The following is a 25,295-nucleotide window of genomic DNA, read 5'->3' as shown; positions in this document are numbered from 1 at the left end:
TGAGAGTCGGTATGACGGGCGTGGTGGGCAGCTATTCGCTGCCGCATCTCGTCATCTCGTCGGAACTGACCGGCCGGACGGGAGCGGCGCGGAGGCCGTCGTCGGCGTCGGCGACCTCGGTGCGCAACCAGGACCCGACCGCCTTCTCCTGGGCGAACAAGGCCCGAAGTCCGTCCCGGACGACCTCGCTCTCGCTGGCGTAGGCGCGCGATGAGACACGCTCACGAAGGGCCTCGGCCATGCCGTTGGGCAGGGTGATGCTCAATTGCCGTGTCGCCCGCATGACAAACTTCCCACAAGGAGGACTGATTCCTACTCTTCTACTTCCTCTCCGGAGGATCCAGCGCGCACTCCGAAGTGGGTGCGTCCGGCTGACGACGGCCACGGGGCATCAGCCGACTGGTCCGGGGCGCCGACAGAAGACGGCAGACAGTCAGGTTCTGCGTCTTGTCGATGCGGGCCACGCCATTTGCGCAGGTCAGGATGCTATGGGGAACTCGCCGCTGCGTGTCCTCTCTGTACAAGTCCCCCTCGGACACTTGGGGCAGGAAACTAAAGCGGGAGCACTCGCTGGGTGAGTTGGTCGTGTCCGGCGGTGGATCCAGTCATCGGCGGTTCGCGATCGGCCCGTCAGGTGCCCTGGATGGTGGTTGTCCACGGCGACCAGCCAGTCTATTCGCCCGACCGCGCCTGACTCAGAAGATCCGATCGGCCGATCCGCGCCCTGACTCACCTCGGCGTGCCGCCAGTGCTCGCTTGCAGGTGCGCTTCGACCTCCGCAGGAGGCGTCGCCGCTGCAGGTCATGGCGACCTTGCGCCACACCGCAATCAGCCTGCTCGGCCCCGCCGGCAACACCAACATCGTCAGCGCGCTCCGACATCAAGGCCGTTCCATCAGTCTGCCGATCGAACTCCTGCTGACTGCATGATCGACTTTGCCGATCCCCTGGGCGCGCAGGGCTGCCGCGCGAACGTGCCCATGATGGGCACGCAGAGCCGTTAACGTTGATTGTCGGTCCTCATGGGTTCCGACGTCTTGCCTGGCGAAGGCGCTACGGTAGGCCCCGAATTCGCAGATGTGCTCACCAGTCCTGGTATCAGCTGGATGTTGCCCGCCCGCGCTGGCTGTGTGGGGCGACGATCCGCTTGAACGGCGTGATCTTCGACATCGAGGACAGGGTTTGCCTTATCGGGCAACGGACGGTGTCCCTTCGCTCCTCGTCACAGACCTGCTGGTAGGAGCAGAATTCCGGAATGGAGCCGGATCGTGTCGTCGTGCACGTCGACCGTCCGGCACCGCTGGCCCGACGGTCGCCCGGCGCCGCACCGTCGTCGATGGCGCAGACCGCCTCAGCCGTGCTCGACCTGCAGCGCGCTGCGGGCAATGGCGCCACCGCTGGCCTGCTGCTCCAGGTGCAGCGACAGAAGGGAAACGCCGCCGGCGTCGCAAAGTACGGCAGCACGAAGCTCACGGTCCGGCTGCGGGACATGATGCAGCGAGGGGTCCTCGGCGTCGCCGGTGCACCTGCCACCTTGGACCGCGATCAGCTGTTCCTACTGCAGGGCGTCGCCAACGTCGAAACCGGCGGTATGGACAACGCGGTCTACACCCGCGACAACATGTACGTGAGCCTGGGGTTCAAGCAGGTCACGCTCAGCTGGGGATCGCTGTACGAGATCATCCGGGCGGCACCGGCGGCGTTCGCCAAGCACGGCATCGTTCTGGGCGCTGGGACCTACGCGCTGAAGGCGGGCAAGCTCCCGGCGATCGAGGGTGCGCCGGACCCGGTTTCGCTCAAGACTCCACCGTGGACTGATCGCTTCTTCGACGCGGGCGCCGAGGACGAGGTCGTGTCGGCCATGGTTGCCTACACGCTCAGCGAACTCGGGCGCATGGAACGGCGCTTCGCGAAGGACAGCCCGGGCCGGTCGAACCCGTGGATGAAGGACCCGACGGCGCGGGCGTGGCTGCTGGAGACCATGAACAACCGACCGGCTTACGCGTACGCGGCCGCGAAGGGGACGCTGCGGCGAACCATCGGGCAGGAACTGACCCGCGAGGCGTTCCTGGCCGTTCTCGAGTCCGAGATACTGGGTGCCTACGAGGCGCGGGACGAGCGCGTCAAGGGCGAGCACATCATCGGCAAGATCCCGCGGGCGGTGCCGTCCGGCGGTCCCGCCGTCGCACCGGCCGCGTCGAGGCCCACTCCTGTGCCCACACCGGCCGCCGGCGCGAAGGGCGCCGACCTGGTCGGCCAGGCAGCCAGCGTCCTGCCCCCCACCAGGGCGGCGACGGGTGGCTCGGGTGTCGTGTCGGCGATCGGCTCGGCCGGCCTCGTCCTCGCGGCGCTGCGCCTGCTCGTCGCGGCCGGGCACGGCGACCGCAACGCGTTGACCAACATCGCGTTCTGGGCCGCCCACCCCGAGTTGTTCGGCACGAAGCTGCAGCCGTCCGAGCCGAACTTCGCCCAGCTATCGGCGGAGTGGATCCACCTGCGGGACGGCATCGTGCAAGCCGCGCACTCGACATCCATCCGGCAGGCGGCTCCGACCACTCCGCCCGCCACCCGGCCGGCGCCCGGGACCGTCCCCGCAGACGTGGTCATTGCCGAAAGTCCACCGCCCCGGGTCGCCGGCGCGTCGCAGGCCGGGAGCGGCGACAAGTATTTCGCGCAGGGCGTCGGCCGCTACCGCGACGTCGCCGACACCGGCCAGAACGCCGGAAAGGTCCGTGTCTGGCTCTACGGGTCGTCGGGTGCGAACGTCTGCAACATGACCTCCCTGACGATGGGGCTGGTCAGCATGGCGGGTGAGGACGAGGTGCGCGCCCGGATGATCGGCCTGCTGCGGTCGGCCGGCATGCACGCGGGCGCGCAGGTACAGGTCGGCGGCACGTTCGTGGACCTCGCCGCGGCGCTGGACGATCCACACACATCCGCCCGGATCCGCACCTTGGACCTCGTGACCGCCGTCGCGATCGGCCGGCACGGCTCCTACAAGTCCGTGACGGACGCCGGCACCATCGCTCGCGTCGCCCGAGATGCCGGCATCGCCACCAAGGCCCAGGCGTCGACCGGCCGCGTCCAGTTCACCGACCCCCGGGTCCGCGCCAAGGCCGCCGAGATGCTGGCCGACGGCACCCGGGTAATCCTCGGCACGGTCAACCACTACGTCTTCCTGACAGAGGTTCTCGGCGACGGGGTGGTGGTGCACGACCCGGCCGGTGCCCGCGTCACGCCCGGGCTGAACGGCTACCTGTTCGTGCACGCTGGTGACGGCGCGGCCATCGCGGCGGAGTTCCTCAAGATGGACGCGGGCCGGCAGGCGGCCGCCGTGCGCCGGGTGACAACCAACCCTGAGGCCGCCGCAGTGCTCAACGAACTTCCGGCGATCGCGGGACTCGGGAAGAGGGAGCGGGCTGCCGAGATACAGAAGCTGGCCACCGCCCATCCCGGGCATGTCGAGACCGGCCGGTCGAACTTCTACGCAACGAGCGAGTTCGAGGAGAACAACCTGCGGCTGCGGGTCACGCTCTCCGCCGGGTAGTCGCCCGCGAGTTCGAGCCTGCGCGACCGTACGGGGTCAACACCCGATGACGGGTGACGCTATCCGGCCGCGTTGGCGGCTCCGGGCGCGGCAGAGTGCGACCGCAGGAATCTCTCTCCCCCCTCGACTGCGCGGGCCGATCCAGACGGCCAGTATCGGCCGTGATCGACCACGATGTCGGTAACGATGCGTCGTCGGCCGCCAGAACTGTGTCGATCTCGCGCCACCGTAGTGACTCCGATGATCTCGACGGTCGTGTCGGTGACGGCGAAGGCGATCACTGCTCGCCTTCGATCGCCCAGGGTCCTGAGGCCAGGGCGGATCTCGTCCCGCGCGGTGCCGACCACGGGGAAGTCGGCGAGCTGGTCACACCGGTCCATGATCGACCCGACGAAACGCACAGCGATGGCTGGGGTGCTTGCTGCCGCGATCCAGTCATAGAGGTCCCCGAGGTGCCGATCCCTTCCGCCGAGGGTGAGTAGAAGACCCGTCGGGTCACGAGGGATGGTCGTTGGTGGACCGCGAGTGCTGGGCAGCTATTCGCTGACGGATATCGTCGGAATTGATCGCCCGGGAGAGATCGGCGCGGAGTTCGTCGTAGGCGTCAGCGACCTCGGTGCGCAGCCAGGACTCGACCGCCTTCACTTCGGTGAATAAGGCCCGGAGTCCGTTCCGGACGACCTCGCGCACCGGTATGTCACCTTCGCCCGCCGGCGGACCGGGATGTTCCGGGTTCTGCAGATGCGCGACAACACCCGCGCGGTACCGTCGGTAGGCGCCGGCCTGCAACGGCTCATCGCCGCGATGGCTGCCACCCGCCACCAGGCTCAGTCCCCCGATGCACTGATGCTGCCATCGCCGGCTTCCGTGAGGCGGCGCTTTCCTCATGGTCACCCCAGCGGCACATCTACTCCGACTGCGAAGTTGGCACCCTTCTTCACCTCGACTTGGATCTCGACAAGATCGAGCTGGAACAGATCGACGACGCGAACTATCCACTCCCCGGCCGGGTTTGGACGCTGGACTGTGATGGGTACGAAGGGGGATGCACCGGATGGCGCATCCGTCTTCACGGAGCACCACTCAGTAAGGCCGACCTCCCGATGACGGATCATGTCACCCTTGCGGATGTTGCAGACTTGGCGGTGTCCGATCGTGTGGAAGACGTTGGCCATGAAGTGCCTTTTCTCTGGTCGGAGCCGAGTGTTCATTGGACTCGATGTCCCGTCCGTCGGGCCAAGACCAAGCGGACGACGGTCGCCGACCCGGGCCGCTGACCTCATGCAACGACGGTTCGCCGCTTTGGTGCCGGACCGGCTGTGGGTGGCCGACATCACCGACGTGAACACCTGGTCGGGGGTGGGTGTACGTGGCGTTGGTGACCGATGCCGCGGCCCGGAGCATCCAGGGCTGGCGAGTGAGCACCACGATGACCACACAGCTGGTGCTGGACGCGTTGGAGCAGGCCATCTGGACCCGCCAACGGTCCGATCAGACCGTGGAACACGTGGTGGCGCATAGCGATCGAGGGTCGCAACGCACATCGGTCCGGTACTCCGAACGCCTCGCGGAGGTGGGGATGGCGGTGTCGGTGGGCAGCGTCGGCGACTCCAACGACAACGCCCTGGCTATCGACGACGGGTTCTACGCTCACCACCAAGTCCAGCAACCCGCCGAGCTCACAGTTTGAGACAGTCTCCGGACAGGCCGGGGGAATTCAGGCTGCACCAGGGCCTGACATGAGGGTGTCGCGATGACGAACTCGAAAGACGAGGAGACCAGCACCGCAAAGGCCCGCACGCGGGATGGACACCGCCCGCACAGGCGCCAGCGGGCGGTCCGAACGCCGCAGGCCCCGGGCAGTCGATCTGCCTGGGGCCCACCGTGATCGGGAGCAACCAACGGTGATGTCAGTTGATCGAGGTGGCCGTCCCGCCGGAGACGTCGCCGACCGTTCCGCCGGTGACGGTGTCGAGGTGGCGGGTGGATCCGGCGACGGCGCTGGGTGTGCAGTAGGTGCTGATCTCGTCCTGGGTCATGGCTCGGGTGTGGGTGACGTACTGGTAGGCCGGCTTTCCGGGCTGGCTCTGACCGGGCTCGGTGAACGAGATGTGGGAGATGACGACGGGATCCGCGCCGGCGGGAGTCGCGGTGACCGCGCCGGTGACGGTCTCGGTGGACGGGATCGAGCCGAGCCAGCCGACATTGTGCGGGGCGATGTTCTCGCCGACGGTGTAGGTGTCGGTGGTGCTGCTGGTCCAGGTGTGGCCCGCGCTGATGCTCACCGAGATGTCGGTGTCGACGGTATCGAACAGCTTGATCCCCTGGGTCAGGGTCAGGGTGCCGGTCACACTGGTCGACTCCTCGTGGGTGGCGCCGCCCCCGATCTGCTCGTTGGCGTCCTCGCTGCCGCAGTTCCAGACCGGCGCTCCGGCCATCATCTGCTTGCCGGTGCCCCACCCCACCGAGTCGACGTTCGTGTCGAACGAGACCGACGAGGGGTTGATAGTGGCCAGGCCGGACAGGAAGTTGCCCATGGCCGCGGGATCGGATCCGGCGGCGGTGGCATCCAGATCGGTCGCGGCGCCGTTGCGCTTCGGGTTGGCGGTCCAGATGGAGATCTGCATCGGTCCGGACTCGCCCGCGATCACGTTCGGGGTCTGCACCATGCAGCCCATCTCCTTGGCATTGGTCCGCCCGCGAAATGGCGTGCACCCGGTAGCGACGCCTGGCTGGTAACCGGTGATCTGAATGGCCGAGATATCGGTGACATGGGTCTGCCGGTCCCCCTCGGACACGTTGATCCCCGTACCGGCTCGCGCCTGCAGGGTGTAGCCGGGGACCGTCACACTTTGTCCGGGGGCGATCTCGGCGATGATGTTCGCAGGCATGATGGGCTGGTCGACCCCGGTGACATCCATCGTGTACGGGCTTGCGTTGAAGAAGGTGATGTCCGGAATTCCATCACCGACCTGGGCGGCCGCAGCCACGCCGGCCCCAAGGCCGGTCAGCGCGAGGGCGGTGAGGGCGGTGACCATGGTCTTGCGAATAGTTGTCATGATGATCGGTCCACTTCCAGCGGTGTCGGCGCTCCGCCCCTCGGAGCCGCAATCCCACTACCGAAACTGTGCGACAACATGAACCCGGTCAGAATCCACCGGTCAGGCCCTTTCCCGGTGACATCTGCCTCCCCCGATCAGTGGAGGCCGCCGCCATCCAACCGGCGCCGGGGTGTCCGGTCTGGGATGAGTTCGTTGGTGTGGCCGGATCGATCGGGATTCGTCGAGCCCCTGGCCGGCCAACGCGAAAGCGGATCCGGGCCACTAGTTCGAGGGGAAGGATCGATTCCGCGCGCCGCCGGTCCGCACGAGCAACCGGATGGCGATCAGCAGCTCCAGCAGATCGGCGACGTTGCGCAGATCGCAGCCGGTGCGCTCGGCGATGCGTTCCAATCGGTAATAGGCCGTATTCACATGAACATGGAGGTTGACCGCGGCGACCTTGGCGTTCAGGTCACTGCGGATGTACTCCTCGAATGTTGCGACCAGGGCGCCGCCGGCGGTGCTGTCCTCCTCGACGAAGCGCCGCAGTTCGGGTCGGATCACCCGGCGGGCGGTGGGGTCGTCGCGCAGCATCAGGTACTCGAACGTCGACATCGTCGGCAGTGCCATCATTCCCGGCTCGCCGTGCAGCCCGTCGCGCGCGGTCACGGCCTCCGCGTAGGCCTCGGGGACTGCCGACAGGTCGGGGTGCACGGTGCTGAGGCCCAGGGCGAGCTGGATACCCTGGCGCACCAGACGTCTTTGGACCCGCTCCATCTCGTTGATGACCTTGACGGGTGGTGCACCGCCGGCCGCGGCGATGCCGACGATCTCGTCCTGCCGGATGACGGCCAGACCTGGCCGCCCCGCTCCGAACACCCCACGCACCATGGACAGCGCATCCCGCAGACTCTGATCGCCCGGCAGAGGCCGCGCCGGTGTCATCGCGGCCACCAGCAAATCCACCGCCCGGTCCAATCCGGATGCGTGGGCCAGTTCCCGCTTGGGCCCCGCGTCCGGGGCGCGCCCGGCCAGCAGGTCCTCCATCAGGTCTCGGGCGAGCCGGTCCCCCTCGGCCACTTCCATTTGCTGGGCCAGCACGTACGCGTCGGCGGCGACCGAGCTGCCGACCTCGATCACCTGCATGACATGGGTGGCCAGGCGGAGGGCGGCGTCCCGGCTCTCCGGATCCCGTCCGGCCGCCTCGAGCACGCTCTCCCAGAGCACCACCTGGTTGATCCGGAACGCCCGCAGGAAGTCTGACAGCGACACCCCTTGGGCGAAACGGCGCCGGGCCTGGGCCGCGGTGACCGGGAAATCGTCCCGCTCAGCGTCGCGGCCCTGCAGGATCGTGCCGAGCACCGTCCGGAAGACCGCCTCGATGTGCAGGGCCAGGTCGTCCCGCAGCGCCGGGTCCGAGCTCGCGGCGTAGGCCGCTACCTGGTCCCAGGTGCGGCCGACCCCCGCATCCACCACGTCGGGCAGGCGCTCCTGCACCCGGCGGACGATGGACCGCACCAGCTCCTCGGGGTTCACGGCTGAGGAGCCTACCCGCGGATTTGTTGTCGGACGACAACTCGCCGAAGCAAGGCTTGTCATTCGGCCATCGTGATCGGTAGCAAATTCGCCGGGATAGTTGGGGAACCACAGTCTGCGCCTTGCCGCCCGCCGGCGAGGAACCCACCATTCCGTCGACGGAAGGCGTCAAGGATGACGACGAATCACCCGCGTTCGATGAGCCGGATCGCGGTCGCCTCGCTGGTCGGTACGACCATCGAGTTCTACGACTTCCTGATCTACGGCGCCGCCGCGGCCCTGGTCTTCGGCCCGCTGTTCTTCCCCTCCCTCGGTCCGGGCGCGGCCACCGTCGCGTCGATCGCGACCTTCGGCGTCGCCTTCGTCGTCCGCCCGCTCGGTGCGATCCTGTTCGGCCACTTCGGGGACCGGCTGGGCCGGAAGAAGACCCTGGTGACAACCCTGCTGATGATGGGCGGGTCGACCTTCGCGATCGGGCTGATGCCCACGGCCGCGACGATCGGCGCCGCGGCTCCGATCATCCTGGTGCTGCTCCGGGCGCTGCAGGGCCTGGCTCTGGGCGGCGAGTGGGCGGGCGCGGCCCTGTTGACGTCGGAGTACGCCGACCCGGGCAAGCGCGGGAAGTACAGCATGTTCCCGCAGCTCGGGCCGGGCCTGGGGGTGGCCCTGTCCAGTGCAACCTTCCTGGCGGCCTCGCTCCTGATGAGCCCGGAGGCATTCACCAGCTGGGGCTGGCGGATTCCCTTCCTGGGCAGCGCGGTGCTGGTCGGTCTGGGCCTGTGGGTGCGGCTCAACATCGCTGAAACGCCCTCCTTCAGTCGGGTCGCCGCCCGCCACGAGCAGGTCACGCTGCCCTTCGCCGACGCGATCCGCGAGCAGTGGCGGCAGATTCTGCTGGGCGGCGGCATGCTGTCGATGACCTTCGCGATCTTCTACATCGCCACCGTCTTCCTGACCGGGTACGCCGGCCGGACGCCGGACGTCGGGGTTCTGGGGCTGCCGCGGAACACCATCCTGGTCGCCAACATGGTCGGCGCCCTGGTGCTTTCTGCTGGGGTGATCGCCTCCGCCGTGCTGTCCGACCGCGTCGGTCGTCGGCGGGTGCTGCTGACCGGGACCGTTCTGGGGATCATCGTCGGTCCGGTGGCCTTCGCAATCATGCAGCCGGGCAACAGCTTCTCGTTCGTCGTGGCGGTGTGTCTGCTCATGCTGGTGCTGGCCATCCCCTACGGCCCGGCCGCGGCGTACCTGCCCGAACTGTTCCGGGCCCGGTACCGCTACACCGGGGCGGGCATGGCCTACAACCTGGCCGGCATCCTCGGCGGCGCGGTTCCGCTGATCGTCGCGGACCCGCTCATCCACCGGTTCGGCGTCAACGGCATCGCCCTCTTCCTGTCCGGGCTCGCCCTGCTGAGCACGGTGTGTCTGCTGGCCCTGCGGGAGACCAAGGATCGCGCCCTGGACGTCGAACCGGCGTCGCTCCCCCGTCACCCGGGTCGGCCCACCACCGCTCCCATTGCCGCCTCCCCCAGGATTGGATGAAACAGCATGGCAAACAACAGGATCCTGGTGATCGTCACCAACACCGGTGAGTACCGCTCGGTCGGTTACCGGACCGGACTCTGGCTCGGCGAACTCACCCACTTCTACGACCATACCGTCGACAACGGAATCGAGATCACGATCGCCAGCCCGGCCGGCGGTCACGTGCCGCTGGATCCGGAGAGCCTGACGCACGACGTTCTCGACGAGCTCGGTACCGGCGAGCGGTACCACGACCGCGCGTTCATGGACCGGCTGGCAGACACCGTCCCCGTCGCCGAGGTGGACGTCGAGGACTTCGATGCCATCTACTTCACCGGCGGGCACGGCGTGATGTTCGACTTCCGCGGCGCGGACCTCGGCGCCCTGACCGCCCGCTTCTGGGAGTCCGGCCGCATCGTGTCCGCGGTCTGCCACGGCCCCGCCGGAATCCTGAACGTGCCCCTGCGCGACGGCTCGCCGATGATCCGCGGCCGGCGCGTCACCGGCTTCTCCTGGCCGGAAGAGGTGGCCGCCCAGCGGGCCGGCGCGGTTCCGTTCCGGCTGGAGGACGAGCTGATCGCACTGGGTGCCGACTACAGCCGGGCCGACGAGCTTTTCGAGCCTTACGTCGTCGTCGACGGCCGGCTGATCACCGGCCAGAACCCGGCCAGTGCCCGGCCGGTGGCGCAGGCGGTCGTCACGGCCCTGCGGCAGGACGCCGCCGAGACCGAACCGAGCCGGTCATGAGCACCGACTCGAGCACAGTCGCAGACGAGCAGGGCCTGGTGCCGGTGGCGAGGTTGGCGCCGCGGCTGGTCGACGCGACGGGAGATCCGCGCTGGGCCTCGTTCGAGGTCACGCTGATTGCAGGCGGCAAGTCGAACCTGACCTACCTGCTGCGCGGCGACGCCGGCGAGCTGATCCTGCGCCGGCCGCCGAGCGGCGACCTGCTGCCCACGGCGCACGACATGGCGCGGGAGGTGCGGGTCCAGCGGGCGCTGGCAGGCAGTGCCGTGCCGACCCCTCCGGTGGCGCTGGACGAGCCCGATCCCGGCACCATCGGTGCGCCGTTCTACGTGATGGAACGGGTCGACGGGCACGTGATCCGGGACGTCATGCCGCCGGCGTACGCCGACACCGCGGCGGAGCGGACCCGGATGGCGGACGCGCTGGTCGACACCCTGGTCGAGCTGCACGCGGTCGACCCGCCGGCGGTCGGACTGGCCGGGTTCGGCCGGCCAGAGGGGTTCCTGGACCGGCAGGTGCGGCGCTGGACCGCCCAATCGTTGTCGTCCCGCACCGACGAGGTGCCGGCCCTGGACGAACTCGCGGCCCGCCTGGCCCGTTCGGTCCCCCGCTCCGCACGGGGCACGATCGTGCACGGGGACTACCGGCTGGACAACTGCCTGATGCATCCGACGGACCCGGGGCGGGTCGCCGCCGTGCTGGACTGGGAGCTGTCCACGCTCGGGGACCCGTTGGCCGATCTTGGCCTGCTGCTGCTCTACTGGCCCGAACCGGGCGAACCCGAAATCCCCTTGGTGCCAACGGTGACCGGCAACGGTGGGTTCCCCGGCCGGGCCCATCTGTTGGATCGCTACGCGGCCGGGTCGGGCGCGGATCTGGACCGGGTCGGCTGGTACCACGCGTTTGCCCAGTTCAAATTCGCGGTGATCATCCAGGGGGTGCAGGCCCGGGCCGAGGCCGGCGCCATGGGTGGCCAGCAGTTCGCCAAGGTTGACGCCGACGTGGTCCGCCTCGCCGAGACCGGGCTGGCCATTCTGGAGGGACCATGAGCGAGATCGAGCGGGTGCGGGCGATCGACCGGTTCCGGCTTGACGGCAAGGTGGTGGTGATCACCGGGGCCAGCTCCGGTCTGGGCGCCGGGTTCGCCCGCGCGTTCGCCGACGCCGGCGCGCGGCTGGTGCTCGGCGCCCGTCGCGCGGACGCCCTGTCCGAGCTGGCCGGCGACCTCCGGGCGGCCGGCGCCCGGGTGGTCACCCGGGCCACCGACGTCGCCGACCCGGATGCCTGCGCCGCCCTGGTCGAGGCCGGGCGGGCCGAGTTCGGCCGGATCGACGTGCTGGTCAACAATGCCGGCGTCGGGTCCGCGGTCCCGGCCCTCCGGGAGACCCCGGACCAGTTCCGGCAGGTGGTCGAGGTGAACCTGATGGGCAGCTACTGGATGGCCCAGGCCTGTGCCCGGGTGATGGCGCCGGGATCGAGCATCGTGAACATCGCCAGCGTCCTCGGCCTGATCAAGTCCTACAACCCGCAGGCCGCCTACTCCGCCAGCAAGGCCGCGGTGATCGGGTTGACCCGGGACCTGTCCCAGCAATGGTCCGGACGCCGCGGCATCCGGGTCAACGCGATCGCCCCGGGCTACTTCGCCAGTGAGATGACGGCCGCCATCCCGTCCGGCCCGCTGCAGGAGTTCATCGACCGCACATCCACGCTCAAGCGGGTCGGCCAGCAGCACGAACTGGATGCCGCGGTGCTGTTCCTCGCCGCGGACGCGTCGTCGTACATCACCGGGATCACCTTGCCCGTCGACGGCGGTATGTCCGGGCACTGAGAGCTTTCGACCGGATCCAACCACCCGATGACCCATTCATTCAAAGGAGAACAGGCATGGACTTCGGATTGAGCCCGCAGGTCGAGGACCTCTCGGCCCGGCTGTGGGACTTCATGCGCGAGCACGTCTTCCCGGCCGAGCCGGAGTACGCCCAGTGGCGGGCCGCGCACGGCGACCACGACCGGCCGCCGATCCTGGACGTGCTGAAGGCGCAGGCCCGGCGCCGCGGCCTGTGGAACCTGTTCCTGCCCGACGTGTCCGGCCTGACCAATACCGAGTACGCCACGCTGGCCGAGATCACCGGCTGGTCACCGGTGCTCGCGCCCGAGGCGATCAACTGCGCGGCCCCCGACACCGGCAACATGGAGACCCTGCACCTGTTCGGGACCCCGGAGCAGCGGGAGCGGTGGCTTGAACCGCTGCTGGCCGGCGACATCCGGTCGGCCTTCGCGATGACCGAACCCGCGGTCGCCAGCTCCGACGCCCGTAACATCGCCACCTCCATCGTCCGGGACGGCGACGACTACGTGATCAACGGTCGCAAGTGGTGGATCACCGGGGTCTCCGACGAGGGCTGCGCCATCTACATCGTCATGGGCAAGACCGATCCGGACGCCGAGCCGCACCGGCAGCAGTCGATGGTGCTGGTCCCGGCGACCACCCCGGGGATCACCGTCGTCCGCTCCCTGCCGATCTTCGGCTACCAGGACCAGCACGGCCACTGCGAGATCGTCTTCGATGACGTCCGGGTGCCGGCGACGAACCTGCTCGCCGGTGAGGGCGACGGGTTCATGATCGCGCAGGCCCGGCTGGGTCCCGGCCGGATCCACCACGCCATGCGGGCCATCGGGATGGCCGAACGGGCCCTGGCCCTGATGGTCGACCGGGCCCAGAAGCGGGAGGCGTTCGGCGGGCCGCTGGCCGACCAGGGCGTCGTCCAGGACCTGATCGCCCGGTCCCGCATTGAGATCGACCAGGCCAGGCTGCTGGTGCTCAAGACCGCCTGGCTGATCGACAACCACGGCGCCAAGGGGGCGGCCACCGAGATCGCGGCGATCAAGGTCGCCGCCCCCGCCGTGGCCACCGCGGTGATCGACCGGGCCATCGAGGTGTACGGCGGCGCCGGCGTCAGCGACGACTTCCCGCTGGCCTACTTCTACGCGTGGGCCCGGGTACTGCGGATCGTCGACGGGCCCGACGCCGTCCACCGGCGCTCGATCGCCCGGCAGGAACTGCGCCGCGTACGCCCGTTCGTCGGCTGACCGATGGTGACGGCCGGAACACCCGGCCCGGCCGTCACGATCCGATCTGCTGGGCCCGGTCCTCCCCGCTCAGCCCTTCGGGTGCGCCGCCGCGATCACGTCGGCGGCCTTCTCGCTGATCAGGTACACGGCCGAGGCAATGAACAGCCCCGGGATGTCCGGGAACACCGAGGCGTCGACCACCCGCAGCCGGTCGATCCCGTGCACCCGGAAGTCGCCGTCGACGACGGCCAGCGGGTCGTCGGCGCGGCCGATCCGGGCAGTGCCACAGGCATGATGCCCCCACGACTGCTCGCGGACGAAGCTGGCGAGTGCGTCCTTGTCGGTGACCTCGTCGCCCGGCACCAACTCACGCCGGACTCCGGGAACCCGGCTCAGAATCGACCGGGCGATCCCGATGCCGTCGACGACGCCACGCAGATCGGCCGCGGCGTCCCCGGAACCCTCCTCGAAGTACCGGAAGTCGATCGCCGGGACGTCCCGCGGGTCCGTGGTCCGCAGCCGCACCGTGCCCGCCCGGTTGGTCGTGTGCGCCTTGAGTACCACGATGGACAGCCGGTCGTGTTCTCGTACCGCGTCTTTCGCGTAACCCGGGTAGTAGCCGCGGAAGTCGATGGGCAGCGCGAAGACCACCAGGTCGGACTCCGGGCCGGCCACGCCGGACCGGGCCACGATCGCGGCCAGCGATCCGTTGGTGGTGTAGGGACCGTCGGCGTCGTCCCGCCATTGGGTGTACAGGTCGTCGGCCGGCTCCCCGTCCGCCGGGACGTCCAACGCCGCGCCGGCGAAGATCGGGTAGTCCTCGGCGAGTTCGCCGACCACCGAGACCTCGTACCGGTCATGCAGATTCGCACCCACGCCGGGTAGATCGCGAACCGGCTCGATGCCCAGCCCGGCCAGTTCGGACGCCGGTCCGAGACCGGAGAGCATCAGCAGCTGCGGGGTGTTGAAGGTGCCGCCGGCCAGGATGACCTCGCGCCGGGCCCGCGCCGTCCGAGCCGCGCCGCCCGGGTCCGCCGGTCCGGTCGCCGCACCCGCCGCACACGCCGACCCGGCCGGCGCCGCCCGGTAGGCGCGGCGGCCGACCAGGTACTCCACCCCGACCGCGGTCGTGCCCTCCAGCACCACCCGGGTGACCAGGCACCCGGTGCGGATGGTCAGCCGATCGGGGTGCTGCCGGGCCACCTCCTGCAGGCGTTCCCGGCTGCCGTTGCGGCGCCCGTCGCGGACCGCGACCGGCACGAACGTCATGCCCTGGAAGTCATCCGGGGTGTCCTGCGCGTTGATGTCCCGCGGCAGCGAGACCTCCTGGGGAATATCGAACATCGTGCGGGCGGTCTGCTCGATCGCGCCGATGATGTCGAGGAAGCGCGGCTCCCGACCGGCCAGCGAGGGCGCGGCGCGGGTCGTGCCCAACCAGCCGGACCGGCCGTGGCCGGCCAACTGTTCCCGGTCCGCCTCGTCCAGGCCGGGCAACGGCTGCGCGTCGGCGCCGCGCCACGCCTCGAGCCGGCGAACCAGGCCGCGCATGGCCTCCGGCCCCCAGGAGGGGTCGCCGGTCAACTCGGCCAGCCGTCGCCAGTCACCGGCCGGCGGATACATCGTGACCATGGCGCTGACCGCGGTGCTGCCGCCGACCGTGCTGCCCCGGGGGTAGAGCACTCCGTCCCGCTCCGGGACGAACTTCGGGTCACGCGACTGGATCTCGTCCGCCCCCCAGTGCCGGACGAAGAAGTCCCACCGCATGGCCGGATCCTCGCTCGCGTACGCCTGCATGATCGGCACGGAGTAGTAGGGGCAGGCATGGTCGTCACCGGCCTCCAGGACCAGGACGCGAAAGCCGTCCAAGGCCAACCGGGCGGCCAGCGGGCCACCGCCGGCACCCGACCCGACGATCACGAAGTCGACGTCCTCGTCGGTTGCGTCCATGCCGATCTCCCGTCCATCACCGGCCACCCCGTGCGGGGCACCGGCTCGCTAGCGATACGTGATCAGCGCCCGGTCGTGTTCCAGGTGCGCGTGGTCGTTGAAGGACACCACCGAGAGCCCTCGCCGTCCGGCGATCACCTTAGTGAAGCCGCAGTTGACGGTCACCCGGGCCAGCGACGGCCACCGGTCGATCGGCAGGCCCAGGAGCATCGCGGCGACGACCGCGATCACGCCGCCGGAGGTCGATACGACGGTGATTCCTGGGGACGCGGTCACCGAACGCAGTGCCGCCGAGCACCGCTGGACGAACTGCGGATGGGTCTCCGGGCCGGCGGGTTCACCGCCGATCCAACGGCGCAGGGCCTCGTCGAGCGTCGCCGACGCCCGATCGCGGGCGTCCGGCGTCCCGCCCGGATCGAACACCAGGTCGGCGGATCGACCCCCGGTGATCCCGACGTGGTCGTACTCGTCCCACCGGCCGTCGACCGTGGTCGGGACGCCGGCCGCCGCGCCGATCGCTACGGCCGTGCCGCGCTGCCGATCCAGCCGTCCGGAGACCAGACCGCGAATGCGGTCCGGGCCGGCGGCCAGCCGCCGGGCCAGCAGGTCCGCCTGCCGTCGGCCCAGCGGCGACAACCGGTCGTAGTCGGTCGATCCGAAGGACGCCTGGCCGTGCCGCACCAGCAGCAACACGCCCATCAGTGCCCGAACAGCAGCCCGTAGATGCGCCGCTGCGGGTCCTGATTGGCCGCGCGGTGGATGTACTGCTCCTCGGTGTACTCGTCGATCGCGTGCGCTCCCAACTCCCGGCCCAGCCCGCTCTGCTTCATCCCACCGAACGGCCCGCTGAGCGGGAACTGATGCCAGTCGTTCACCCACACGGTGCCGGCCTCGATCCGGCGGGCGACGTCCATCGCCCGCACCTCGTCGGCGCCCCACACTCCCGCGGCCAGGCCGTACTCGGTGTCGTTGGCGATCGCGACGGCCTCGTCCACGGTGTCGTAGGGAATGACGACGCCCACCGGGCCGAAGATCTCCTCGCGGGCGATCGGCATGTCGTTGGTGACGCCGGTGAGGATCGTCGGCCGGGCCCAGTGACCGTCCCGGAACTTCTCGCCGGTGGGCAGGTCGCCCTGGAACGCGATGGTCGCCCCGTCGGCCACCGCCGCCTCGACGTACTTGGTGACCCGCTCGACGGCCTCCGCGCAGAAGACGGGCCCGAAATCGGTGGCCGGGTCGTGGGGGTCCCCCACCCGCAGCGTGCCGGCCTTGTCCACCATGCGGGCGACGATCTCGTCGTGCCGCGCCCGGGGCACCAGGATCCGGGTGCCGGACTCGCAGACCTGACCGTTGTACATCAGGAACGCGAACAGCGAACCGGGGACGGCGATGTCGAGGTCGGCGTCGTCGAGGATGACGCTGGGGCCCTTGCCGCCGAGTTCGAGGGTGACCCGTTTGATGTTCGCGGCGGCGCCCCGCATGATCAGGCGGCCGACCTCGGTCGACCCGGTGAAGGCGATCTTGCGGACGTCGGGGTGCTCGGCCAGCCGGGCGCCCACGGTTTCCCCCGGGCCGGTGATGATGTTCAGCACGCCCGGCGGCAGCCCGGCGGCCTGCGCCGCGCGCGCGATCGCCAGCAGGGTGAGCGGGGTGTTCTCGTCCGGTTTGACGACCATCGTGTTGCCGGCGGCCAGGGCGGGGCCGATCTTCCACATCCCCAGCACCATGGGGAAGTTGAACGGCAGGATCGCGCCGACGACGCCGATCGGCTGCCGCCGCAGGACGCCGTGGGCCGGCAGCGGAACCGACGATTCGCCCAGATCCCGTTCGAACGCATAGGTCCGGGCCTGGTCGGCGGAGAACTTCAGGCTGGCCAGCGCGACGCCGACGTGGAACGCCTCGGCCTGCCGCACGCAGGCACCGTTCTCATCGGCGACCAGGTGCGCCAGTTCCGCGCGGCGCTCGTCCAGGTAGTCGTACATCCGGTCGAGCACGTCCGCCCGCGCCGCCGGCGACAGGCCACGCCACCTGCCGTCGCGGTGGGCGCGGAGTGCCGCCTCGACGGCCCGGTCCGCGTCCGGCACCGCACCGAGCGCCACCGTGGCGACCACCCGACCGGTGGCCGGATCGTGGATCTCGTGCCTGCTCGGGGCGTCGAGCCAGGCGCCGTCGACATACATCGGATGGTGGGTGACGGTGGTGCTGGTACTCACTGCTGTGCTCACACGTGCCTCCTGCGTCGTTTACTTCTCGTGGACGTAGCGCCCGGGTGCGGCCTCGATCGGCCGGTGCTGGGCGCTGCCGAGATCGGATGGGGCCGGCCGGGGTTCGCCGGACCGGGCGCCGAGCCACTCGGCGTAGTCGGACCACCAGGTGCCCTGGCTGGTCGGCGTCTCCCGGCGCCATTCCTCGGCGTCCCGGGTGTTGTCGTCGGACGCCTGGTAACTGGACTTGCGGTTGCCGGGCGGGTTGACCAGCGCGGCGATGTGGCCGTTGGTGGACAGCACGAACCGCACCTTGCCGCCAAGCACCTGGCTGCTGCGGTAGCAGTTCACCCAGGGGCAGATGTGGTCGGCCGACCCGGCGACCACATAGGCGTCGACGGAGATGGCGCGCAGATCGATCGGGGTGCCCAGCACGGTCACCTCGTGGGGCCGCACCAGCTTGTTGTGCAGGGCGACGTCGATGAAGTCCCGGTGCAGCGCCGCCGTCATCCGGGTGGTATCGGCGTTCCAGTAAAGGATGTCGAACGCGGGCGGCGGCCGCCCTTGCAGGTAGTTGGCGACCCAGTAGTTCCAGATCAGGTCGTTGGGTCGGAGCCAGGCGAAGACCTCGGCCAGGCTGCGCCCGTCGAGGTAGCCGGCGCGCCGGGACTTGTCGATCGCCCGTTCGGCGGCCCGCGCGTCCAGCAGCGCGGTGACCGTGCCGGCCTGCCGCTGGTCGATCATGGTAACCAGCAGGGTCAGCCCGGCCAGCCGGCCCGGCTTTCCGGCGGTGGCCTGGTGCGCGGCCGTCAGGGCGGTGAGCAGGCCGCCGGAGCAGGCGGCGAGCGCGTGGACCTGATCGGCGCCGGTGATCTCCTGCACCGCGTCGAGGGCCTGGGTGATGGCCGTGGCGTACTCGTCGAAGCCCCAGGCGCGGTGCTCGGCCCGCGGATTGCGCCAGGAGATCATGAAGACCTGCTGGCCCTGCCCGACCAGGTACTCGACCAGGCTGCGGCCGGGCGCCAGATCCAGCACGTAGTACTTGTTGATGGTCGGCGGGACCACCAGCACCGGCACCGACCGGACGGTCTCGGTCCGCGGCCGGTACTGGAGCACCTCCAGGACGGGGGTGCGCAGCACGACCGACCCGGGGCTGGTCGCGACGTTGCCGCCGACGGTGAAGGCGCTGCGATCCACCATCGACGGCACCCGCGGGGCGGACACCAGGTCCGAGACCAGCTGCCGGGGGCCGTTGATCAGGTTGGCGCCGCCGGTGTCGAGCACGGCCTTCCAGGCCAGCGGGCTGACGAGCGGGTTGTTGCTGGGCGCGAGCGCGTCGATCAGGTTCTCGGCGGCGAACCGGATCCGTTCGCCGTCCGACCAACCCAGCGGGACGTCCTGCACGATGCCGTCGACCGCGCGCCCGGCCGACAGGTACGCCTGCACCAGGCGGTGCAGCAGCGGGTTGCCGGTCCAGGCCGGGTCGGCGAAGCGGCGGTCGCGCGCGTCCGGCGCGAGATCCGACCGTCCGGCGGCGATCCGGGCCAGCTCGGCGGTCAGCGTGGCCAGCCGACCACCCACCTGCCGGGGCCGGCGACCGGCGGCGGCGAGGAACCGCAGGCCTGCCCCGCCGGGCAGCATGCGCCGCACCGGCCCGAGCGCCGCCTGGGTGAGCAGTTCGTCCAGGGGTGCTGCGACGTCGGCCCCGACGGCGTCGGACGCCGGGGGCTCCGATCGGGCGGAACCGGCCGCTGGGCCGGTCATCCCGTCGGCTCCGGAGCGACGATGGCCCGCTTGAGGATCTTGCCGGTCGGCCCCTTGGGCAGGGCATCGGCCAGCCACACCTGGCGCGGATACTTGTACGCAGCCACCCGCTCCCGGACGTAGGCCTTGATGTCGTCGGCCGTCACCTCGCCGCCCGGCTTGAGCACGATCATCGCCGCGACCTCCTCGCCGTGGGTGGGGTGCGGGATGCCGATCACCGCCGCCTCGAGCACCTGCGGGTGCTCGTACAGCACCTCCTCCACCTCCCGCGGGTACACGTTGAAGCCACCCCGGATGATCAGGTCCTTCTTGCGGTCGACGATGTAGAAGTAGCCGTCGTCATCCTGACGGGCCATGTCCCCGGTGAAGAACCATCCGTCGCGGATCGCCGCGGCGGTCGCCTCCGGCCGCTCCCAGTAGCCCTTCATGACGTTGTGCCCCCGGATGGCGATCTCGCCGACCTCACCGGCGCGCACGTCCTGCCCGTGCTCGTCGACGACCCGCATCTGCACCCCGTCGACCGGCACCCCGATGGACCCGGGGCGGGCCCGGCCGGCGACGTTGAACGATGCGACGGGTGAGGTCTCGGACAGCCCGTACCCCTCCAGGATGTCCGCGCCGAACTCCTTCTCGAACCCGCGCAGCACCTCGACCGGCAGGGCGGCGCCGCCGGAGATGCAGTGCCGGAGGGTCGAGGTATCGGCGGTGGACCCGCCGGCGTTCAGCATGGCGACGTACATCGTCGGCACGCCCTCGAAGACGGTGACCCGATCCCGCTCGATGATGCTGAGCGCGAGCGCGGGATCGAACCGCGGGAGCAGCGTCAACGACGCCCCGCTGCGCAACGCCGCGTTCAAACTGCAGGTCTGGCCGAAGGAATGGAACAGCGGCAGGCAGCCCATCACCACGTCCTGCGGAGTCAGCCCGAGCAGGTAGTCGGCCACCACGTCGGCGTTGGCCCGCAGGTTCGCGTGGGTCAGCTCGGCGCCCTTGGGCGCGCCGGTCGTCCCCGACGTGTAGAGGATGACGGCAGTGTCCGCGCCGGACCGCTCCACCCACTCGGTTCGCGGCGGCGCGGCCGCCAGTTCGGCGATCAGCGATTCGTCGACCAGATGTGCGCGCGCGTCGACTTTTTCGGCGGCGGCCCGGATTTCGCCGGCCGCAGACTCCGCGCCGAGGATCAGTCGGGCGCCCGAATCGGACAGGTAGTGGCCGATCTCCCGCGCCTTGAGCAGCGGATTCATCGGCACGACGGTGCCGCCGGCCCGCAACACCCCGTAGTAGAGCACCGGGAAGGCGATCACGTTGGGCAGCATGATGCCGACCCGGTCGCCGGGCCGCATTCCCTGCCCGGCCAACCATCCGGCGACCCGCGCCGTCCGATCGGCCAGGTCGGAGTAGGTGAGCTGGTCCGTGTCCTGGCGCAGGGCGACGCGATCGCCGAAGCGGTCCGCGGCGGCACCGAGATTGGTGGCGAGATTCGTCATCGAAGGGCTCGTTCCGGAGTCGGGGTCAGTGGTCGTCGGATGGTCGGGCAGTTGTCGACATGATCAGCCGAACGCGCTGATGCCGGTCAGGTCGCGGCCGATGAGCAGCGCCTGGATACTCTCGGTGCCCTCGTAGGTGTGCAGGGACTCGATGTCGGCCATGTGCCGGATGACGTGGTTCGCCAGCAGGATGCCGTTCCCGCCGAGCAGGTCGCGGGCGGTGGCGGCGAGGTCGCGGGCGCCCCGGGTGTTGGTGTACTTGGCCAGCGCGGCCTGGGTCGGCGTCAGCGTGCCGGCCTGGTCGAGGGCGGCCAGGTGCCGGCAGGTCAGCTGCATGGTGGTCAGGGTGGCCAGCATCCGGGTCAGCCGCTCCTGGACCAGTTGGAACGAGGCCAAGGTCCGGCCGAACTGCTCCCGGTGCTTCGCGTAGGTCAGGGCCGCGTCGAATACCGCGGTGGCGTGGCCGAGGGCGGCCCAGGCGACGCCGAGCCGGGTGGCCAGCAGCACGGTGCCGGCGGATTTGAAGCTGGTCGAGCCGGGCAACACGGCGTCCAGGGGCACCCGGACGTCGGTCAGGGTGATGTGCGCCTGGTGGATCGCCCGCAGCGACGCCTTCCCCCGGATGGTCTCGCCCCGGTAGCCGAGCGTGGTCTGCTCGACCAGGAACCCGCGGACCGTGCCCTCCTCGGTGCGCGCCCAGACGACCGTGACGTCGCCGACCGAGCCGTTGCCGATCCACTTCTTCTCACCGTTGAGCACCCAGTGCCCGCCGTCGCGCACCGCGGTCGTCTCCAGGGCCACCGAATCCGACCCGTGCGCCGGCTCGGTCAGGGCGAACGCGCCCAGCTTCTCCCCCCGGGCGAGCGGGGCCAGCCACTGCTGCTTCTGCTTGTCGCTGCCGAACAGGGCGATGGACCGCAGGGCCAGGCCGCCCTGGACGGCGACGACGGTGCCCATGGAGCCGTCGCCGCGGGAGATCTCCATGTTGACCAGCCCGGCCGCCAGCGGCGACATCGGCGTGAGCCCCGGCCCGACGACCCCGTCGGTGAGCAGATCCAGCTCACCCAGCCGGCGGACCAGGTGCACCGGGTAGTCGGCCTTGTCCCAGGCCTCGTTCACCTCGTCCAGGGTCTCGTCGGCGAAGCTCCGCGCCCGCTTCCAGAACACCCGGTCGGCCTCGGGCACGTCGGTGAACACCGCGTAGTAGTCGGTGTCCAGCGCGGTGCTGACATCCGGTGGCAGGTACTGGGTCGTCATCGATCTCGCTCCTTGTCCGGAGAGTGCGTCGGCAGGTCCTGGATCAGCTGAGTCGTTCGAGGATCATGGCCATGCCCATGCCGCCGCCGACGCACATCGTTTCCAGGCCGATCTGCCTGTCGTGGGCCTGCAGGGCGTTGATCAGCGTGGTGGTGATCCGGGCGCCGGTCATCCCGTACGGATGACCGAGCGCGATGGCGCCGCCATGGACGTTGAGCCGTTCCTCATCAATGCCCAGATGCCGTTGGGAGGGGATGACCTGAGCGGCAAAGGCCTCGTTGATCTCGGCCAGATCGACGTCGCCGATGCTCATCCCGGCGTTCCGCAGCGCCCGGTTGGTCGCCTCGACCGGGCCGAGGCCCATGATCTCCGGCGACAGGCCGGACACTCCGGTGGCCACGATCCGCGCCAACGGGGTCAGGCCCAGCTCCCGGGCCTTGACGTCCGAGGTGATGATCACCGCCGCGGCCCCGTCGTTGAGCGGGCAGGCGTTCCCCGCGGTCACCCGGCCGTCCGGCCGGAACACCGGTTTCAGGGCGGCCAGCGCCTGCGCCGTGGTGCCCGCCCGGGGGCTGTCGTCGTGATCCACCACAGTGCCGTCCGGCAGCGTCACGGGGGTGATGTCGCGCGCCCAGAACCCGTCGGCCGCCGCCTTTTCGTACCGCTGCTGGGACCGCAGGGCGAACTCGTCCATCTCCAGTCGACTGACATCCTCGATCTGGGCCAGATTCTCGGCCGTCTGGCCCATCGACAGGTAGACGTCGGGCAGGTCACCGTCGGCGCGCGGGTCGTGCCAGACCGGGACGCCGGCCGCCGATCGGGCCGCGGTCCGGTCCCGCGCCGCCGCGAAGCGGGGGTTGAGGGTGTCCGGCAGCGAATCGCTGCTGCCTTTGCCGAACCGGCTGATCATCTCGACCCCGGCCGAGATGAACGCGTCGCCCTCCCCGGCGCGGATCGCGTGCATGGCCATCCGGCTGGTCTGCAGCGAGGATGAGCAGTACCGGGTCAGTGTGACCCCGGGCAGGTGGTCGTAGCCGAGTTGCACGGCTACCACCCGGGCCATGTTGTGCCCCTGTTCCCCACCGGGCATGCCGCAGCCCAGGATCAGGTCGTCGAGGTCGGCCGGGTCGAGCTCCGGCACCTTGTCCAACGCCGCCCGCACCATCGTCGCGGTCAGGTCGTCGGCGCGCAGATCCTTCAAAGACCCCTTGTATGCCCGCCCGATGGGTGAGCGGGCGGTCGCCACGATCACGGCTTGCGGCATCGTTGCCCTCCTTGAGAAGTGGTGGTTCGCAGATTCAGAAGTCGGCGTGCAACAATTCTGGGTCGACCGGGACCGCCCGTCATTAGCTTCCAAGCACGAAGCAGGCCAGGCCGGTTGTGGCCGGACCACAATCGGTTCGGCCGGGCGCGCCGGCTACGGTTGGCCGAGGAAGCGAGCGACGGAGTCCCCGAGTTGCTCGGCGCGGACGATCAGTCCCAGATGACCGTCCGGATTGACCTCGAGGCGCACGTCGGGCAGCAGCCGGGCCATGATCTTGGCGTTGACCAGCGGGACGATCGGGTCGTCGGCGCCGGCCAGGATCAGGGTGCGCTGCCGGATCAACGGCAGGAACGGCAGGCTCGTCCAGCCGGCCGCCGACAGCAGCTGGTACGCGTAGCCGCGCCGGCTCGACCGCCGACCAATGGCGTCCACCGACTTGTTCAGCGGCACCGGGCCGGTGTCCGCCCGCAGGCTTCCGCCGTACAGCGATCCGGCGATGCGCCGGGCGTAGTCGGGGTCGGTGTGCCGCCGGGGGGTGACCATCTTCGCCAGCACCGTCGGCGACCCGGGGACCATCAGCGAACCCGTCGCGGTCGCGGCCAGCACCAGACGCCGGCAGCGCCGGGGGTTCTGGAACGCGAACTGCTGCGCGAGCCCGCCGCCCCACGAGATGCCGAGGACGTCCACCCGACCGTAGTCCAGTCGGTCCAGCGCCGCCCCGAGCAGGCGGGCGATGGAGCAGTACCGCTGGGGCACGGTCGGGGCCGGCGACGCGCCGACGCCGGGCGCGTCGAAGCGCACCACCTCGATGGCCGGGTCGAGGGCGTCGACGAACGGATCCAGCACGTCCATGGTCGCCCCGATGCCGTTCATCAGCACCAGCGGCGGGCCGGTGCCTGCGCCGGGTCGCACCCGGACGGCCAGCGGCCGGCGTCCGATCGTCAGCATCGACGCGCGTTCGGACCGGCCGACATCGCTGGTGGTCATCATCAATTCCTTGGTTCGAGTCACCGGTAGAGATAGACGGTTTCGGCGATGCAGGGCGGTCGCCCCGCGCCCTCGATCTCGTACCGCAGGCCGAAAGTCGCTTCCACCCCACCGCCGGGTCGTTCGGTGGCCGCGGTCAGCGTGATCACGCTGCGCACCCGACTGCCGACCGGCACGGGTGCCGGGAACCGGACCTTGTTCACGCCGTAGTTCAGCACCTCGGAGCAGTGCTGAACCCGGACGACCTCGGCCAGGAACATCGGCGCCAGCGACAGCGTCAGGTACCCATGGGCGATCGTGCCGCCGAACGGCCCGCCCTTGGCCCGCTGCGGGTCGACGTGGATCCATTGGTGATCTCCGGTCGCGACGGCGAACGTGTCGACCTGGTCTTGCGTGATGTCCACCCAGCTGCTGGTGCCCAGCACAGTGCCGGGCAGGTCCAGCAGATCCTTCGGGGTGGCAATGTCGGTGTGCGTGCCGGTGGGCATCGTCGTCAGCTCCCGTCGATGAGGTAGGGGTCGAACCCGGCGCCGGTGGCGGTGAGCCAGCCGACGGCCTCCTGCCGGCTCTCGTAGATGTGTGGCGACAGCCCCCGCTCGGTCAACTGGCCGCCGAGTTTGAGCCGCATGAACGAACTGGTGGTGTAGCGGGTCACGCTCTCGTAGTAGCGGTCGGCCAGCCCGCGCACGACCGCGATGTAGGCGTCGGCCATGTCCGGGGCCAGGTGGAAGTTGTCGTAGTTCACGGCGATCCGGACCTTCTTGCCGATCGCCGACAGTCGCTTGTCCACCTCCGTGCCGATCGCCTCGACGTCGGCCGGGGTCCGCAGGGACATCCCCTCCATGTTCAGGAAGAACATGTTGCGCTCCGGGTCGTAGGCGAACCGGGCCTCCAACGGGACGGTCAACAGGTCGTCCTG

22 protein-coding genes and 2 pseudogenes are annotated in these 25,295 nt (G+C 70.0%); 8 read left to right on the top strand and 16 right to left on the bottom strand.

Annotated elements, in window-relative coordinates:
* Window positions 1-31: 31 nt before the first annotated feature.
* Window positions 32-283: a type II toxin-antitoxin system ParD family antitoxin gene (locus ACILSK_RS18525; RefSeq protein WP_395728657.1), complete on the bottom strand. Its 252-nt coding sequence runs from the start codon at window positions 281-283 to the stop codon at window positions 32-34.
* Between the two features lie 520 nt (window positions 284-803).
* Here ACILSK_RS18525 and ACILSK_RS18520 point away from each other — a divergent pair.
* Together ACILSK_RS18520 and ACILSK_RS18515 are read left to right on the top strand one after the other, a co-directional pair.
* A complete protein-coding gene (locus ACILSK_RS18520; protein WP_395728656.1) occupies window positions 804-929 on the top strand; it encodes a hypothetical protein in 126 nt (41 codons plus the stop codon).
* A gap of 325 nt (window positions 930-1,254) precedes the next feature.
* Window positions 1,255-3,546 (top strand): hypothetical protein, encoded by a 2,292-nt coding sequence (locus tag ACILSK_RS18515; RefSeq protein WP_395728655.1) that lies wholly within the window; start codon window positions 1,255-1,257, stop codon window positions 3,544-3,546.
* A gap of 59 nt (window positions 3,547-3,605) precedes the next feature.
* Here the strand turns inward: ACILSK_RS18515 and ACILSK_RS18510 are convergent, their stop codons facing one another.
* From ACILSK_RS18510 to ACILSK_RS18500, 3 genes are all read right to left on the bottom strand, one after another.
* Window positions 3,606-3,947, bottom strand: a complete 342-nt coding sequence (locus ACILSK_RS18510; RefSeq protein WP_395728654.1) for a type II toxin-antitoxin system RelE/ParE family toxin — start codon at window positions 3,945-3,947, stop codon at window positions 3,606-3,608.
* Window positions 3,948-4,041: 94 nt separating this feature from the next.
* Complete coding sequence (locus ACILSK_RS18505; RefSeq protein WP_395728653.1) at window positions 4,042-4,236, bottom strand: hypothetical protein; 195 nt, start codon at window positions 4,234-4,236, stop codon at window positions 4,042-4,044.
* A gap of 200 nt (window positions 4,237-4,436) precedes the next feature.
* Complete coding sequence (locus ACILSK_RS18500; RefSeq protein WP_395728701.1) at window positions 4,437-4,721, bottom strand: hypothetical protein; 285 nt, start codon at window positions 4,719-4,721, stop codon at window positions 4,437-4,439.
* 57 nt (window positions 4,722-4,778) lie between these two features.
* On the opposite strand from ACILSK_RS18500, the pseudogene ACILSK_RS18495 reads away from it, so the two are divergent.
* Window positions 4,779-5,176, top strand: a pseudogene (locus ACILSK_RS18495) (DDE-type integrase/transposase/recombinase); the annotation flags it as partial.
* 280 nt (window positions 5,177-5,456) lie between these two features.
* On the opposite strand, the gene ACILSK_RS18490 reads toward ACILSK_RS18495, so the two are convergent.
* Together ACILSK_RS18490 and ACILSK_RS18485 are read right to left on the bottom strand one after the other, a co-directional pair.
* Window positions 5,457-6,605 (bottom strand): hypothetical protein, encoded by a 1,149-nt coding sequence (locus tag ACILSK_RS18490; protein ID WP_395728652.1) that lies wholly within the window; start codon window positions 6,603-6,605, stop codon window positions 5,457-5,459.
* A gap of 264 nt (window positions 6,606-6,869) precedes the next feature.
* Window positions 6,870-8,123 (bottom strand): PucR family transcriptional regulator, encoded by a 1,254-nt coding sequence (locus ACILSK_RS18485; protein WP_395728651.1) that lies wholly within the window; start codon window positions 8,121-8,123, stop codon window positions 6,870-6,872.
* Between the two features lie 174 nt (window positions 8,124-8,297).
* Here ACILSK_RS18485 and ACILSK_RS18480 point away from each other — a divergent pair, with 174 nt between their 5' ends.
* The 5 genes from ACILSK_RS18480 to ACILSK_RS18460 are packed head-to-tail and all read left to right on the top strand — an operon-like array spanning window position 8,298 to window position 13,484.
* Window positions 8,298-9,665, top strand: coding sequence for an MFS transporter (locus ACILSK_RS18480; RefSeq protein WP_395728650.1), 1,368 nt, complete (start codon window positions 8,298-8,300; stop codon window positions 9,663-9,665).
* Between the two features lie 6 nt (window positions 9,666-9,671).
* Window positions 9,672-10,394 (top strand): type 1 glutamine amidotransferase domain-containing protein, encoded by a 723-nt coding sequence (locus ACILSK_RS18475; RefSeq protein WP_395728649.1) that lies wholly within the window; start codon window positions 9,672-9,674, stop codon window positions 10,392-10,394.
* Entirely contained in the window at window positions 10,391-11,443 is a 1,053-nt protein-coding gene (locus tag ACILSK_RS18470) for a phosphotransferase family protein (RefSeq protein ID WP_395728648.1), read from the top strand. Before ACILSK_RS18475 ends, ACILSK_RS18470 begins: the two co-directional genes overlap by 4 nt.
* Window positions 11,440-12,222 carry an SDR family NAD(P)-dependent oxidoreductase gene (locus tag ACILSK_RS18465; protein WP_395728647.1) on the top strand — a complete coding sequence of 261 codons (783 nt, stop codon included), beginning with the start codon at window positions 11,440-11,442 and terminating at the stop codon, window positions 12,220-12,222. Before ACILSK_RS18470 ends, ACILSK_RS18465 begins: the two co-directional genes overlap by 4 nt.
* Before the next feature lie 56 nt (window positions 12,223-12,278).
* On the top strand, window positions 12,279-13,484 hold the full coding sequence (locus ACILSK_RS18460; RefSeq protein ID WP_395728646.1) for an acyl-CoA dehydrogenase family protein: 1,206 nt from the start codon (window positions 12,279-12,281) through the stop codon (window positions 13,482-13,484).
* A 69-nt stretch (window positions 13,485-13,553) separates the two neighbouring features.
* On the opposite strand, the gene ACILSK_RS18455 is transcribed toward ACILSK_RS18460, so the two are convergent.
* The 10 genes and pseudogenes from ACILSK_RS18455 to ACILSK_RS18410 all read right to left on the bottom strand — a co-directional run.
* On the bottom strand, window positions 13,554-15,413 hold the full coding sequence (locus ACILSK_RS18455) for a GMC family oxidoreductase (RefSeq protein ID WP_395728645.1): 1,860 nt from the start codon (window positions 15,411-15,413) through the stop codon (window positions 13,554-13,556).
* A 48-nt stretch (window positions 15,414-15,461) separates the two neighbouring features.
* The gene (locus tag ACILSK_RS18450; protein WP_395728644.1) at window positions 15,462-16,112 is read right to left on the bottom strand and encodes a histidine phosphatase family protein; all 651 of its coding nucleotides are present in this window, start codon (window positions 16,110-16,112) and stop codon (window positions 15,462-15,464) included.
* Window positions 16,112-17,593, bottom strand: coding sequence for an aldehyde dehydrogenase family protein (locus tag ACILSK_RS18445; protein ID WP_395728699.1), 1,482 nt, complete (start codon window positions 17,591-17,593; stop codon window positions 16,112-16,114). Before ACILSK_RS18445 ends, ACILSK_RS18450 begins: the two co-directional genes overlap by 1 nt.
* Window positions 17,594-17,656: 63 nt before the next feature.
* On the bottom strand, window positions 17,657-19,381 hold the full coding sequence (locus ACILSK_RS18440) for a PHA/PHB synthase family protein (protein ID WP_395728643.1): 1,725 nt from the start codon (window positions 19,379-19,381) through the stop codon (window positions 17,657-17,659).
* On the bottom strand, window positions 19,378-20,868 hold the full coding sequence (locus ACILSK_RS18435) for a long-chain fatty acid--CoA ligase (protein ID WP_395728642.1): 1,491 nt from the start codon (window positions 20,866-20,868) through the stop codon (window positions 19,378-19,380). The genes ACILSK_RS18440 and ACILSK_RS18435 overlap by 4 nt, the downstream gene beginning before the upstream one ends.
* Window positions 20,869-20,931: 63 nt before the next feature.
* Window positions 20,932-22,125, bottom strand: coding sequence for an acyl-CoA dehydrogenase family protein (locus ACILSK_RS18430; protein ID WP_395728641.1), 1,194 nt, complete (start codon window positions 22,123-22,125; stop codon window positions 20,932-20,934).
* Window positions 22,126-22,168: 43 nt separating this feature from the next.
* Window positions 22,169-23,389 carry an acetyl-CoA C-acetyltransferase gene (locus ACILSK_RS18425; protein ID WP_395728640.1) on the bottom strand — a complete coding sequence of 407 codons (1,221 nt, stop codon included), beginning with the start codon at window positions 23,387-23,389 and terminating at the stop codon, window positions 22,169-22,171.
* A gap of 153 nt (window positions 23,390-23,542) precedes the next feature.
* On the bottom strand, window positions 23,543-24,379 hold the full coding sequence (gene phaZ / locus ACILSK_RS18420; RefSeq protein ID WP_395728639.1) for a poly(3-hydroxyalkanoate) depolymerase: 837 nt from the start codon (window positions 24,377-24,379) through the stop codon (window positions 23,543-23,545).
* A 17-nt stretch (window positions 24,380-24,396) separates the two neighbouring features.
* Window positions 24,397-24,864, bottom strand: coding sequence for a MaoC family dehydratase (locus tag ACILSK_RS18415; RefSeq protein WP_395728638.1), 468 nt, complete (start codon window positions 24,862-24,864; stop codon window positions 24,397-24,399).
* A 5-nt stretch (window positions 24,865-24,869) separates the two neighbouring features.
* A pseudogene (locus ACILSK_RS18410) lies at window positions 24,870-25,295 on the bottom strand (acyl CoA:acetate/3-ketoacid CoA transferase); the annotation flags it as partial.

This window comes from Nakamurella sp. (genome assembly GCF_044224575.1).
Classification (GTDB): Bacteria; Actinomycetota; Actinomycetes; order Mycobacteriales; family Nakamurellaceae; genus Nakamurella.
Note: the sequence above shows the minus strand (reverse complement) of the source record. Positions and strands in the feature narration are given on the sequence as shown.